Here is a 13,260-nt window from a genome sequence, read left to right on the forward strand (position 1 = left end):
TTGCCAACCATGAAAAGCCTGCGAAAAATGCTGCCTGCGCTGCTGATATTAACCCCATTGCTATTTTCTCCGGCCGCCGCGGAGGAATTTTCCGCCAGTTTTAAAGGCACCGATATCCAGGAATTTATCAATACCGTCAGCAAAAACCTGAATAAAACGGTGATTATCGATCCCAGCGTACGCGGCACTATCACCGTGCGCAGTTACGATATGCTCAATGAAGAACAATATTATCAATTCTTCCTCAGCGTGCTGGATGTATATGGCTTCGCCGTGATCAATATGAATAACGGCGTGCTAAAAGTGGTCCGCGCCAAAGACGCCAAGACCTCGGCCGTGCCGGTCGCCAGCGCGGCCGCGCCGGGCGAAGGCGATGAAGTGGTCACCCGGGTGGTGCCCCTGACCAACGTCGCCGCCCGCGATCTCGCCCCGCTGCTCCGCCAGCTGAACGATAACGCTGGCGCCGGCAGCGTGGTCCATTATGAGCCCTCCAACGTACTGCTGATGACCGGCCGCGCGGCGGTTATCAAACGCCTGCTGACCATTGTCGAGCGCGTCGACAACGCCGGGGATCGCAGCGTGGTGACCGTGCCCCTCTCCTGGGCCTCCGCCGCGGAAGTGGTCAAACTGGTTACCGAGCTTAATAAAGATACCAGCAAGTCGGCGCTGCCGGGCTCGATGGTGGCGAACGTGGTGGCCGATGAGCGCACCAACGCGGTACTGGTGAGCGGCGAACCAAACTCGCGCCAGCGCATCATCGCCATGATCAAACAGCTCGACCGCCAGCAGGCGGTACAGGGTAACACCAAAGTGATCTACCTGAAGTACGCCAAAGCCGCCGATCTGGTGGAGGTTCTGACCGGGATCAGCAGCTCGCTGCAGAGCGACAAGCAAAGCGCCAGGCCAGTGGCCGCGATCGACAAAAATATTATTATCAAAGCCCACGGCCAGACCAACGCCCTGATCGTCACCGCGGCGCCGGACGTGATGAACGATCTTGAGCGGGTGATCGCCCAGCTCGATATCCGCCGCCCGCAGGTGCTGGTGGAGGCGATTATTGCCGAAGTGCAGGATGCCGATGGCCTTAATCTCGGTATCCAGTGGGCAAACAAAAACGCCGGCATGACGCAGTTCACCAATAGCGGTTTGCCGATATCGACGGCTATCGCCGGCGCCAACCAGTACAACAAAGACGGTACCATCAGCAGCTCGCTGGCCAGCGCCCTCGGCTCGTTTAACGGTATCGCCGCCGGCTTCTATCAGGGGAACTGGGCGATGCTGCTCACCGCCCTCTCCAGCAGTACCAAGAACGATATTCTGGCCACCCCCAGCATCGTCACCCTCGATAACATGCAAGCCACTTTTAACGTCGGCCAGGAAGTTCCGGTATTAACCGGCTCGCAAACCACCTCCGGCGACAACATCTTCAATACCGTCGAGCGCAAAACCGTCGGCATTAAACTGAAGGTGAAACCGCAGATTAACGAAGGCGATGCGGTGCTGCTGGAGATTGAGCAGGAGGTATCGAGCGTTGCCGACTCGGCCTCCAGCACCAGCAGCGATCTCGGGGCGACCTTCAATACCCGGACGGTGAATAACGCCGTGCTGGTCGGCAGCGGCGAAACGGTGGTGGTTGGCGGGCTGCTGGATAAAACCGTCACCGATACCGCTGACAAAGTGCCGCTGCTCGGGGATATCCCGGTGATCGGCGCCCTGTTCCGCTCCGACAGCAAGAAAGTGTCGAAACGCAACCTGATGCTGTTTATCCGCCCGACCATCATTCGCGATCGCGATGAGTACCGCCAGGCTTCTTCCGGCCAGTACACCGCCTTCAACAATGCGCAAACTAAACAGCGGGGTAAAGAAAGCAGCGAAGCGTCGCTCAGCAACGACCTGCTGCATATCTATCCGCAGCAGGAGACCCAGGCTTTCCGCCAGGTCAGCGCCGCCATTGACGCCTTCAATCTCGGAGGCCGCCCATGACGCCAGCCGCCGAACGCCGTCCGCTGTTGCCCTTCGCCTGGGCCCGCGCGCACCATCTTGTGCTGCTCAGCGACGGTGAACGCTGCGAAGCGCTGTGCCGCCCCGATACCGCCGCCCGGGCGCTGCTGGAAGCGCGCCGCCTGGCGGACGGGCCGATGCGTGTCAGCCGTCTGGCGCCGGAGGCATTCGAGAAAGTGCTGGTGCTCAGCTATCAGCGTGATTCGGCGGAGGCGCACCGCATGATGGCCGACATCGGCAACGAGCTCGACCTCTATACCCTCGCCGAAGAGCTGCCGGACACCGACGATCTGCTCGACAGCGAGGACGACGCGCCGATCATCCGCCTGATCAACGCCATGCTCACCGAGGCCATCAAAGAGAAAGCCTCGGATATTCATATCGAAACCTACGAGCGCCATCTGCAGATCCGCTTTCGCGTCGACGGCGTGCTGCGGGAAATTCTGCGCCCGCAGCGGCGGCTGGCCGCCCTGTTAATTTCGCGCATCAAGGTGATGGCCAGCCTGGACATTGCCGAAAAGCGGGTCCCTCAGGATGGCCGCATGGCGCTGCGCATCGGCGGGCGAGCAATCGACGTGCGCGTCTCCACCCTGCCCTCCAGCCACGGCGAACGCGTCGTCCTGCGTCTGCTGGACAAAAACAGCGTCAACCTGGATCTGCTGACGCTGGGCATGCCGCCCGCCCTGCTCGATCGGGTCGATGCGCTGATCGCCCGCCCGCACGGCATCATCCTGGTCACCGGTCCGACCGGCTCCGGGAAAAGCACGACGCTCTACGCCGCCCTCAGCCGCCTCGACGCCCGGGAGCGCAACATCATGACCATTGAAGATCCGGTGGAGTATGAGCTGGAGGGCATAGGCCAGACCCAGGTCAACGCCAAAGTCGAGATGACCTTCGCCCGCGGCCTGCGCGCCATCCTGCGCCAGGATCCGGACGTAGTGCTGGTGGGCGAAATCCGCGATGGCGAAACCGCCCAGATCGCCGTTCAGGCCTCGCTGACCGGGCACCTGGTGCTGTCGACCCTGCACACCAACAGCGCGCTGGGCGCCATTTCCCGTCTACAGGATATGGGCGTGGAACCTTTTTTACTCTCCACCTCGCTGCTGGCGGTGATGTCGCAGCGGCTGGTGCGCCAACTGTGCCCACACTGCCGTCAGCCCTGGCAGGCGGATGCCAACACCGCCCGGCAGATGGCGGTCCCGGTCGGCGCGCGGCTGTGGCAGCCCAAAGGCTGTCCGGAGTGTAATTTCATCGGCTATCGCGGGCGTACCGGGATCCATGAACTGCTGCTAATCGACGATCGCGTGCGCGCCGCCATCCACCGCGGCGAGAATGAGATCACCCTGATCCAGCAGCTGGGGCCAGCCTGGCAAACCCTGCGTCATGCCGGACGCGACAAAGCGCTGGCGGGGATCACCAGCTGGGAGGAGGTGATGCGGGTCACCGAACAGCAAACGACGGAAAGCGTCTAAGATGGCCCTGTTTCGCTATCAGGCGCTGGACGCGCAGGGCAAAACCCGCCGCGGCCTTCAGCAGGCCGACTCCGCCCGCCACGCCCGCCAGCTGCTGCGGGACAAGGGCTGGCTGGCGCTGGAAGTGACAACTGCCGACCCGGCGCGGCGACTGTGGGCCGGCGGATCCCTTACCCGGCGTACCAGCGCCGGTGATTTAGCCCTGCTCACCCGCCAGCTGGCGACTCTGGTTGCCGCCGGGATCCCGCTGGAAAAGGCGCTCGATGCCGTCGCCCAGCAGTGCGAAAAGCCGTCGCTAAGAACGTTAATGGCCGGGGTGCGCAGCAAAGTGCTCGAAGGCCACTCGCTGGCGGAGGCGATGCGCGGCTATCCCGCCTGCTTCGACGGGCTGTTCTGCGCCATGGTGGCGGCCGGCGAAACCTCCGGCCATCTCGACGGCGTACTGAACCGGCTTGCTGACTATACCGAGCAGCGCCAGCAGCTCCGCGCCCGCCTGCTGCAGGCGATGATCTACCCCATCGTACTGACGCTGGTCGCTATCAGCGTGATCGCCATTCTGCTCTCCACCGTAGTCCCGAAAGTCGTTGAGCAGTTTGTCCATCTTAAACAGGCCCTGCCCTTCTCTACCCGGCTGCTAATGAGCCTGAGCGACATCGTGCGCAGCGCGGGCCCCTGGCTGGCGCTGCTGTCGTTACTGGCGCTGCTGGCGCTGCGCTATCTGCTGCGCCAGCCCGCCCGGCGGCTCGCCTGGGACCGGGCGCTGCTGCGCCTGCCGGTCATCGGCCGCGTGGCCCGCAGCGTCAACAGCGCGCGCTACGCCCGCACCTTAAGCATTCTCAATGCCAGCGCGGTGCCGCTGCTGCTGTCGATGCGCATCAGCGCCGACGTCCTCAGCAACGCCTGGGCACGTAGCCAGCTGGCGGCGGCCAGCGAATCGGTACGCGAAGGCGTCAGTCTGCATCGGGCGCTGGAATCCACCGCCCTGTTTCCGCCGATGATGCGCTACATGATCGCCAGCGGCGAACAGAGCGGAGAACTGACCGCCATGCTGGAGCGCGCGGCGGAGAACCAGGACCGGGAGCTGAGCGCGCAGATCCAGATGGCCCTCAGCCTGTTTGAGCCTCTGCTGGTGGTCACCATGGCCGGCATGGTGCTGTTTATCGTGCTGGCCATCCTGCAGCCGATCCTGCAACTGAACACCCTTATGAGTATGTAACTGTATTAATGGAGAAAACTATGCAACGGCAACGCGGTTTCACGTTACTGGAAATTATGGTGGTGATCGTCATTCTCGGCATTCTCGCCAGCCTGGTGGTGCCTAACCTGATGGGCAACAAGGAGAAAGCGGACCGCCAGAAGGTGGTCAGCGATCTGGTGGCGCTCGAGGGAGCGCTGGACATGTATAAACTCGACAATAGCCGCTACCCCAACACCGAACAGGGACTGCAGGCGCTGGTGACCGCTCCGGCCGCCGAGCCGCATGCCCGCAACTACCCGGAAGGCGGCTATATCCGCCGTCTGCCGCAGGACCCGTGGGGGAATGAGTATCAGCTGTTAAGCCCGGGTCAGCATGGCGCCATCGACGTCTTCAGCGTCGGCCCGGACGGGATGCCCGACACCAATGACGATATCGGCAACTGGACCCTCGGGAAGAAATAGTGTCTCAGCGCGGTTTCACCCTCCTGGAGATGATGCTGGTCCTGCTGCTGATCGGCGTCAGCGCCAGCATGGTGCTGCTGGCGTTTCCCTCCGCCCGCACCCAGGAGGCCACACAGATCCTGGCGCGCTTTCAGACGCAACTGGATTTTGTCCGCGAGCGCGGGCAGCAAACCGGTCAGCTCTTCGGCATTATCATCCACCCTGAGCGCTGGCAGTTTATGCGCCTGCAGCCTGCCGACGATAGCGCCCCGGCGGCGGCTGACGACCGGTGGGGCAACGCGCAGTGGCTGCCGCTGCAGGCCGGACGCGTCACCACGGCGGAAACCCTCCCGCGGGCCAGGCTGACGCTGCGCTTTCCCGACGGCCAGGCGTGGACGCCGGGCGAGCAGCCCGACGTGCTTATTTTTCCCGGCGGTGAAGTCACGCCGTTTCAGCTGCGAATTGACGCCGCGACGGGCATCAACGTCGACGCCCAGGGCGACAGCCAGCCGCTGGCGGCGCGGGAGCAGCCATGAAGCGTGAAGCCGGAATGACGCTTATCGAAGTGATGGTCGCGCTGGTGATTTTCGCCCTCGCTGGCCTGGCGGTGATGCAGTCCACCCTGCAGCAGACGCGCCAGCTCGGGCGTATGGAAGAGAAAATCCTCGCCAGCTGGCTGGCGGATAACCAGCTGGTGCAGCTGCGGCTGGAGAAACGCTGGCCTGCCCTCAGCTGGTCTGAAACCACCGTGGAGGCCGCCGGGACGCGCTGGTTTGTCCGCTGGCAGGGAGTGGAAACCGCGCTGCCGCAGCTGCGGGCGCTGGACGTGGAGGTCCGGCGGCAAAAAAGCGATCCCGCGCCGCTGGCCACCCTGCGCACCTGGGTGACGCCGCCATGATAACGAAAATGCGCGGTTTCACTCTGATCGAAACGCTGCTGGCGCTGGCTATCCTCGCCGTCCTCAGCGCCGCCGCCGTGATGGTGCTGCAGAACGTCATCCGCGCCGATGGCCTGACCCGCGAGAAAAGCCTGCAGATCGCGGCCCTCCAGCGCGCCTTTCGCCAGATAGCCGACGATGTCACCCACATCATTCCCCGTCGCGCCAGAAACAGCGACACGTTTTTCTTCGCCGGACGTTTCCAGTTGCAGAGCGACGACTGGGGACTGGCCTTCAGCCGCAGCGGCTGGCCAAACCCGCTGGGGATCCTCCCGCGCTCGGAGATCCAGAACGTCAGCTACCGTCTGCGCCAGCAGCAGTTTGAACGTCTGAGCTTCGATCAACAGGATCCGCTGACCGGCAGCCAGCCGACGGTCCGGGTGCTGCTGCGCGAGGTCACGGCGTTTCGCCTGCGGTTTTACGCCGACAGGCGCTGGCAGGAAACCTGGGACCGCCCGCAGACGCTGCCGCAGGGGCTGGAGATCACCCTGACGCTGGCGAACAGCGGGGAGATAACCCGCCTGTTTTTACTCACCCCGGGAGGCGGCCAATGATAAATCGGCAACGCGGCGTCGCGCTCCTGATGGTGCTTTTCATCCTCGCCCTGATGATGATCCTCGCCAGCGCCATGACCGAGCGCACCGCGGTCATGTATCAGCATACCGCCGTGACCCTCGATAATTTGCAGGCCAGATGGTACGCCCTGGCGGCGGAAAACATGGCCGCCGCGCTGCTGCAACGCGATGCGCTGGACTCGCCCAGTCAAACGAACCTGGCGCAAACCTGGGCGCAGGAGGGGCGCCGCTTTACCCTCGACGATGGCGAAATCCGCGCCACGATCCGCGACGGGCACGCCTGCTTCAACCTCAATGCCATCAACCATCGCGCGGATGAGGCTGGCGACGGAACGCCCTACCCGACCGACGTCTTCGTTCGGCTGCTGGCGCTGCTCGGCGAGCCGCCGCTGCGCGCCAGCCAGATCGCCGCCGCCCTTGGCGACTGGACGGACAGCGACGGCCAGCCGCGGCTGAACGGGGCGGAGGACGAGGTCTATATGGCGCAAACCCCGGGCTATCTCGCCGCCAACCAGCCGATGCAGGATGTCAGCGAGTTGCGACTGCTGGCCGGGATGGACGCCGCGCTCTATCAGCGCCTGCTCCCCTTCGTCTGCGTCCAGCCGGATGACGCGCTGCAGGTCAATGTCAACACCCTGCGCCCCTCCCAGGCCGCCCTGCTGGTGGCCCTCTTTCCCGGCGATCTGACGCTGCAGGAGGCGCAACAGCTGCTGCACAACCGCCCGCGAACCGGGTGGAGCAGCGTCGCCGCCTTTCTCGCGCAGCCGACGCTGCAGAAAACCGATACCACGCTTGCCCGTCCCTGGCTGACGGTGCACAGCGCACGCTTTATCGCCGCTTTTACCGTGGTGACCGGCAATCTCCGCTTTCAGCTGCACAGCGTCCTGCAACAATCGGGGCGCACGTTTACCGTCGTCCAGCGGCGATATGGACTCTCTATGGTGGTCGATGAACAAGATTAATGTTTCTCCCCAGGCCATGCTGATCGTGCGCCTCGCCGCCGCGCAGGCGCCGCTGCACTGGCAACTCTTCGCCCCCGGCGAGCCGCACCACGAGGCCAGCGGCCGGTGGCCGACTGACGACGCCAGCCCTTTCCCGGCGCTGGCTGAGCAGTACCCGGCCTGGGTGCTGATCCCGGCCAGCGACTGCGCGTTTCACTCGCTCACCCTACCGGCGGGCCTGCGTAAACCGCCGCTGCAGGTGGCCCCGTTTCTGCTGGAAGAGCAGCTGGCAGACGATGTGGAAGCCACCCATTTTGCTCTGCTCCACCGCCAGCAGGCCCAGTGCGAGATCGTCGCCGTACAGCGGCAAAAAATGCGCGACTGGCTGGCGCGCTGCGAATCGCTCTCCTTACAGCCCCTGGCGTTGACGCCCGACGTGCTGGCCCTGCCCTGGCAACCGCCGGCGTGGAGCGCGGTGCAGGTGGACGAGCAGTGGCTGATCCGCCACCAGCCGTGGGGCGGCATGGCGGCGGAAAACGTCTGGCTGACGGAGCTGCTGCAGAGCGAGGCGGAAGAGCACGTCATCGACAGCTATTCGCCGCCGCCCGCGGCGCCGGGCGTCTGGCGGGAGCAGCCTGCGCAGACATTGCTGACCCTTGCCGCACGCCATCCGGCAGCGCAGAAACTCAGTCTGCTGCAGGGGGAGTTCGCCGTCCGGCGGCGGTCTGCGCAGGCGAGCTGGCGTCCGGCGCGGTATGCCGCGCTGGCCCTGGCGTTACTGGCAGGGGCAAACAGCGTGCTGGACCATCGCGATCTGGCGCGTCAGGCCGAGGCGGCGCAACAGGCCAGCCGGGCCTTCTATCACCGCTGGTTTCCGACGGAGAAAAAGGTGATTAACCCACGACTGCAGATGCAGCAGCACCTGCAAACCCTCACCCGTCAGGCGCAGCATGTCCCCCTCGTCGACCGCCTCAGCGCCTTGCAAAACATCCTCAGCGAAACGCCGGGGATCCGTCTGCGAGCGCTGAGCTGGGATGCCGCGGGCAATCGTCTGCAGCTGGATATCGCCGCGGTCACTTCCCGGGCGCTGGAGCAGTTTACCCAGCGGGCGCAGCCGCGGTTTCGCGTCCGGCCGGGCGACATGATCACGAAACCGGATGGCATTGAGGGACAACTGACGCTGGAGGAAAACGATGGCTAATCTGCTTATCTGGTGGCGGCAGCGCACGCCGTCGGAGCAGCGCCTGTTGCTTGGTCTGACAGGGCTGCTGGCGGCATGCGCCTTCTGGTATGGGCTGTGGCAGCCCTGGCGAGCCCGCGAGGCGCAGTGGCGGCAAACCCTGGTGAAAGAGCAGGCCAGCCTGCGCTGGATGACGGAGCAGGCTCCGCGCCTGCAGCAGCTCAGCCAGCAGCCCGCGCCGGCGGCAAAAGAGGCGCTCACCGCGCTGGTGATGCGCGAGGCGGCGAGCCACGGACTGACGGTCGTCCGCCTGCAGCCGCAGGGAAAACGTCTGCAGATCACCCTTCAGCCCTGCGCTTTCCAGGCGCTGATCGACTGGCTGGACGCTCCGGCGATGCGCGGCGTCAACGCGATCTCGCTGTCCGTGACCGGGCAGCCGTCGCGACCCGGCTGGGTCACGGTCAACCATCTGCTGCTGGAGCGCGACGATGAAGGCTAACTGGATCGCGGGCGGACTGCTGCTGGTCCTCTATCTGTTGTGGCTCACCGCCACCGCTCCGGCGCGCCTGCTGGCTCCCATGCTGCCGCCCGGCGTACAGGTGGGGCAATTTAGCGGCAGCGTCTGGCGCGGCGCGGCGCAACCGGTCTACTGGCATGGGGAACGGCTTGAACGACTGGCGTGGTCGCTGACCCTGGCGGGCTGGCAGGTCTCTCTCAGCGATCCCCGCGGCGTGATGGGTCAGGCCCGGCTGTGGGGCCTTCGCGATCTGCGCCTACAGGAGGGGCGGCTCACCGCCCCCGCCAGCCTGCTCAGCCGCTGGTTGATGTCGACTATGCCCGTCATGGCCGCGGGGGAGGTCACCTTCAGCCTGACCGAAGGGCGGTTCAGCGACGGACGCTGCCGGCAAATCATCGCCGGAGGCGCGCAGTGGCGGCAGGCCCGACTGCACTCCCCGGTCGGCAGCCTGGAGCTGGCCCAGGTTAATGGCACCTTCCGCTGTACGGTGGACGGCGCCGTGGCGCTGACTCTCCGTCAGGACTCTCATCAGCTGAGCCTCAGCGGCCAGGGGACTCTGTCGCCCGATGGCCGCTATCTGTTTCGCGGCACGCTACAGCCCCGGCAGGGGATGCCGCCGCTGCTGGCGCTGCTGGTCACGCGCCCGACAGCGAATAACGCCCCGGGCCCGACGCCGTGGCAGCTGCAGGGAAAATGGTTACCCCAGGAGCAAAAATGACGACACTAGCCGCGTTATCGCTGCACTTTCCCTTTGTCTGGTATGGCTTTCTGCTGCTGTTCGGCCTGGCGCTGGGCAGCTTTTACAATGTGGTGATCTATCGTCTGCCGCGCATGTTGACCCAGACCGCGGACGACGAGCGGATAACCCTCAGCACCCCGGGCTCTTCCTGCCCGCAGTGCCGCCAGCCGATCGCCTGGCGGGACAATATCCCGCTGCTCAGTTTCCTCTGGCTGGGCCGTCGCGCCCGCTGCTGTCAGGCGCCCATCGCGTGGAGCTATCCGCTGACCGAACTGGCCACCGGCCTGCTGTTTATCCTCGCCGGAGCTTTGCTGGCGCCGGGCCTGCCGCTGGCGGGCGGCCTGGTGCTGCTCTCGTTCCTGCTGATACTGGCGCGGATTGACGCCCGGACCCAGCTGCTGCCCGATCGCCTGACTCTGCCCCTGCTGTGGGCCGGGCTGCTGTTCAATCTTAACGAGGTGTACATTGCCCTGCCGGATGCGGTCGCCGGGGCGATGGCCGGTTATCTGGCGCTGTGGTCGGTCTACTGGCTGTTCCGCCTGCTGACCGGGAAAGAGGCGCTGGGCTATGGCGATTTTAAGCTGCTGGCGGCGCTGGGCGCCTGGTGCGGCTGGCAGGTTCTGCCGCAGGTGCTGTTGCTCGCTTCGGCCAGCGGGCTGGTGTGGACCCTACTGCAACGCCTGTGGACCCGGCAGTCGCTGCAGCAGCCGCTGGCCTTCGGCCCCTGGCTGGCGCTGGCCGGCGGGGGTATTTTTCTCTGGCAGCAGATGGTCTAGCGTTTGCGAACCGACTGGCCGGGCAGGATGCCGCCCGGCAGCGGCGGCTACGAGTATTTTTTGCTGCGGCGGGTCGGGGCGGCGTTGGCCGGATCGTCCGGCCAGACGTGCTTCGGATAGCGTCCCTTCATCTCTTTCTGCACCTCGCGGTAGCTCCCTTGCCAGAAGGCGCTCAGATCGCGGGTGATCTGCAGCGGACGCTGGGCAGGCGACAGCAGCTCCAGCACCAGCGGCACCCGCCCCTCGGCGATCACCGGCGTCGTGGCCTCGCCGAACATCTCCTGCATACGCACCGCCAGCGCTGGCGGGTTCTCCGCATGGTATCGGATCGCCAGGCGGCTGCCGGTCGGCACGGTATAGTGCGTCGGCAGCTCGCGATCCAGCTTTTGGCGCAGCGGCCATGGCAGCCAGTCCTGTAGCGCCTGACGCAGATCCAGCGCCTTCAGCGCCCGCAGGGAATGAACGCCGTTCATCTGCGGCAGCAGCCATGTCTCCAGCGAGGCCAGCAGCGAAGCGTCATCCACTGCGGGCCATGCCTCTTCCGGCAGCCACTGCGCCGCACAGTGCAGCCGCAGGCGCAGCTGCTCAGCCTCTGGCGTCCAGTTGAGCACCCCGAGGCCTTTCTCACGAATACCGTTGAGCATCGCCTGATGCAGCTCTGCCTCAGAGGGCTTCGCCAGCGGCTGGGTCTTGATCACCAACTGGCCGATCACCGTCCGCCGCCAGGCTTTCAGCGTCCCCTGCGCTTCATCCCACTCCACCGTGTCGGAACTTTTCGCCAGTTCAGGGCGGGCGGCGATCAGCTCGCCGATTTCCACTGGCAGAGCCAACAGCATGCGGGCATCCGGCGAAGCACTACCCTGCAGCAGCAGCGGAGCGATAAGCCATTCATGACGGCCCAGCGCGTCGTCGGCGTCCAGCATCGCGCCCATGCCGTTCGCCAGCTGGTAGCGCCCCTCCTGACCGCGGCGGCGGGCGATGCGATCGGCGAAGGCCGACGCCAGCAGCCCCGCCATTAGCCCGGCATCGGGCTGGCCGCCGCGGCGGGCCAGGCGCTTCATCAGCTGCTGCGCTCGCTGCTGCCAGTTGGCCTGCTGACGGGAAAAGACGGCCCCCAAATCCACCAGTCCGCCGCGCGGCGGCTCCTCGAGGATCGCCGCCAGCTTTGCCGCTGTCGCCGCCTCGTCATCGGTCTGCGCGGCGGCCAGCATCGCCGCCAGCCGCGGCTCGTTGCCAAGCGCTGCCATTTTGCGGCCAAACGCCGACAGCCGCTCGCCGTCCAGCGCCGACAGCGCCTCCAGCAGGCGACGCGCGGCGGCCAGATTGACCGCGGGCGGCTGATCCAGCCAGGCCAGCGCGGCCGGATCGTGGCAGCCCCACTGCAGCAGCTCCAGCAACAGCGCCGACAGATCGCTGTGCAGGATCTCCGGCTCGCTCTGCGCCGCCGCCCGTTCCGCCTGTTCTTTGCCGAGCAAATGCAGGCAGATCCCCGGGGAGAGACGACCGGCGCGTCCGGCACGCTGCGTCATCGATGCCTGGCTGATGCGCTGCGTCACCAGCCGGGTCAGGCCGGTGCGCGGGTCAAAGCGGGCGACCCGCTCCTGGGCGCTGTCGACCACCAGGCGGATCCCCTCGATGGTCAAACTGGTCTCGGCAATATTGGTGGCCAGCACCACTTTGCGCTTCCCGGCCGGCGCCGGGAGGATCGCTTTGCGCTGTTCGCTTAAGGGCAACGCGCCATACAGCGGGCAGAGAATGACATCCTCCGCCACGCGCTCCGTCAGCTGTTCCAGAACGCGCTGGATCTCGCCGACGCCGGGCAGAAACAGCAGCATCGATCCCTGTTCATGCCGCAGGAGCTCCGCCGCCGCTACCGCCACCGCCTCATCAAAACGCTGGTGCGCGGAGAGCGGGCTGAAGCGACGCTCCACCGGATAAGCGCGCCCCTCCGAGACCACCACCGGCGCCTCCGGCAGCAGACGCTGCAGGCGATCGTTATCGAGGGTCGCCGACATGATCAGCAGCTTGAGATCGTCACGTAACCCCTGCTGGACGTCGAGCAGCAGGGCCAGGGCCAGATCCGCCTGCAGGCTGCGCTCGTGAAACTCATCGAGGATCACCAGCCCCACGCCCGTCAGCTCCGGATCGCGCTGGATCATGCGCGTCAGGATCCCCTCCGTAACCACCTCCAAGCGGGTCTGCGGTCCGACGCAGGTTTCGGCGCGCATGCGGAAACCCACGGTCTCCCCCGGCTTTTCGCCAAGCAGTTCAGCCAGCCGCTGCGCGACATTACGCGCCGCCAGGCGCCTCGGCTCGAGCAGGATAATGCGTCCCGCGATGTTGCCCTCGGCGAGGATCTGCAGCGGCAGCCAGGTCGACTTCCCGGCGCCGGTCGGCGCGTTGAGCAAAACCTGCGGCGCATGCTGCAGGGCGGATAACAGTTCTGGAAGGACAGCGGCAACCGGCAATGAGGACACAAAAGGC

General features: G+C 65.6%; 13 protein-coding genes. 12 read left to right on the forward strand and 1 reads right to left on the reverse strand.

Features of this window, described 5'->3' with window-relative positions:
* Positions 1 to 9: 9 nt before the first annotated feature.
* Genes pulD through IB144_RS21595 form a run of 12 tightly spaced genes read left to right on the forward strand, consistent with a single transcriptional unit; the run spans position 10 to position 10,776 of the window.
* Complete coding sequence (gene pulD / locus IB144_RS21540) at positions 10 to 1,983, forward strand: GspD family T2SS secretin variant PulD (protein WP_004151935.1); 1,974 nt, start codon at positions 10 to 12, stop codon at positions 1,981 to 1,983.
* Positions 1,980 to 3,473, forward strand: a complete 1,494-nt coding sequence (gene gspE / locus IB144_RS21545) for a type II secretion system ATPase GspE (protein ID WP_023287261.1) — start codon at positions 1,980 to 1,982, stop codon at positions 3,471 to 3,473. The genes pulD and gspE overlap by 4 nt, the downstream gene beginning before the upstream one ends.
* Position 3,474: 1 nt before the next feature.
* Positions 3,475 to 4,689, forward strand: coding sequence for a type II secretion system inner membrane protein GspF (gene gspF, locus IB144_RS21550; protein WP_004177382.1), 1,215 nt, complete (start codon positions 3,475 to 3,477; stop codon positions 4,687 to 4,689).
* Between the two features lie 20 nt (positions 4,690 to 4,709).
* A complete protein-coding gene (gene gspG / locus IB144_RS21555; protein WP_002889054.1) occupies positions 4,710 to 5,132 on the forward strand; it encodes a type II secretion system major pseudopilin GspG in 423 nt (140 codons plus the stop codon).
* On the forward strand, positions 5,132 to 5,647 hold the full coding sequence (gene gspH, locus IB144_RS21560; RefSeq protein ID WP_004213437.1) for a type II secretion system minor pseudopilin GspH: 516 nt from the start codon (positions 5,132 to 5,134) through the stop codon (positions 5,645 to 5,647). The genes gspG and gspH overlap by 1 nt, the downstream gene beginning before the upstream one ends.
* On the forward strand, positions 5,644 to 6,009 hold the full coding sequence (gene gspI / locus IB144_RS21565; protein ID WP_002889025.1) for a type II secretion system minor pseudopilin GspI: 366 nt from the start codon (positions 5,644 to 5,646) through the stop codon (positions 6,007 to 6,009). Before gspH ends, gspI begins: the two co-directional genes overlap by 4 nt.
* Positions 6,006 to 6,602 (forward strand): type II secretion system minor pseudopilin GspJ, encoded by a 597-nt coding sequence (gene gspJ, locus IB144_RS21570; RefSeq protein WP_009309266.1) that lies wholly within the window; start codon positions 6,006 to 6,008, stop codon positions 6,600 to 6,602. The genes gspI and gspJ overlap by 4 nt, the downstream gene beginning before the upstream one ends.
* Positions 6,599 to 7,585, forward strand: coding sequence for a type II secretion system minor pseudopilin GspK (gene gspK / locus IB144_RS21575; protein WP_021467522.1), 987 nt, complete (start codon positions 6,599 to 6,601; stop codon positions 7,583 to 7,585). The genes gspJ and gspK overlap by 4 nt, the downstream gene beginning before the upstream one ends.
* Positions 7,572 to 8,765, forward strand: a complete 1,194-nt coding sequence (gspL, locus tag IB144_RS21580; protein WP_048265188.1) for a type II secretion system protein GspL — start codon at positions 7,572 to 7,574, stop codon at positions 8,763 to 8,765. The genes gspK and gspL overlap by 14 nt, the downstream gene beginning before the upstream one ends.
* Positions 8,758 to 9,243: a type II secretion system protein M gene (locus IB144_RS21585; RefSeq protein WP_004145896.1), complete on the forward strand. Its 486-nt coding sequence runs from the start codon at positions 8,758 to 8,760 to the stop codon at positions 9,241 to 9,243. The genes gspL and IB144_RS21585 overlap by 8 nt, the downstream gene beginning before the upstream one ends.
* A complete protein-coding gene (locus IB144_RS21590) occupies positions 9,233 to 9,979 on the forward strand; it encodes a type II secretion system protein N (protein WP_065888578.1) in 747 nt (248 codons plus the stop codon). The genes IB144_RS21585 and IB144_RS21590 overlap by 11 nt, the downstream gene beginning before the upstream one ends.
* Positions 9,976 to 10,776 (forward strand): A24 family peptidase, encoded by an 801-nt coding sequence (locus tag IB144_RS21595; protein ID WP_004145898.1) that lies wholly within the window; start codon positions 9,976 to 9,978, stop codon positions 10,774 to 10,776. The genes IB144_RS21590 and IB144_RS21595 overlap by 4 nt, the downstream gene beginning before the upstream one ends.
* A 47-nt stretch (positions 10,777 to 10,823) precedes the next feature.
* Here IB144_RS21595 and hrpB read toward each other — a convergent pair whose 3' ends face one another.
* Complete coding sequence (gene hrpB, locus IB144_RS21600; protein WP_004177388.1) at positions 10,824 to 13,253, reverse strand: ATP-dependent helicase HrpB; 2,430 nt, start codon at positions 13,251 to 13,253, stop codon at positions 10,824 to 10,826.
* Between the last annotated feature and the right edge of the window lie 7 nt (positions 13,254 to 13,260).

The organism is Klebsiella sp. K4 (assembly GCF_014596785.2).
GTDB classification, from domain to species: domain Bacteria; phylum Pseudomonadota; class Gammaproteobacteria; order Enterobacterales; family Enterobacteriaceae; genus Klebsiella; species Klebsiella pneumoniae.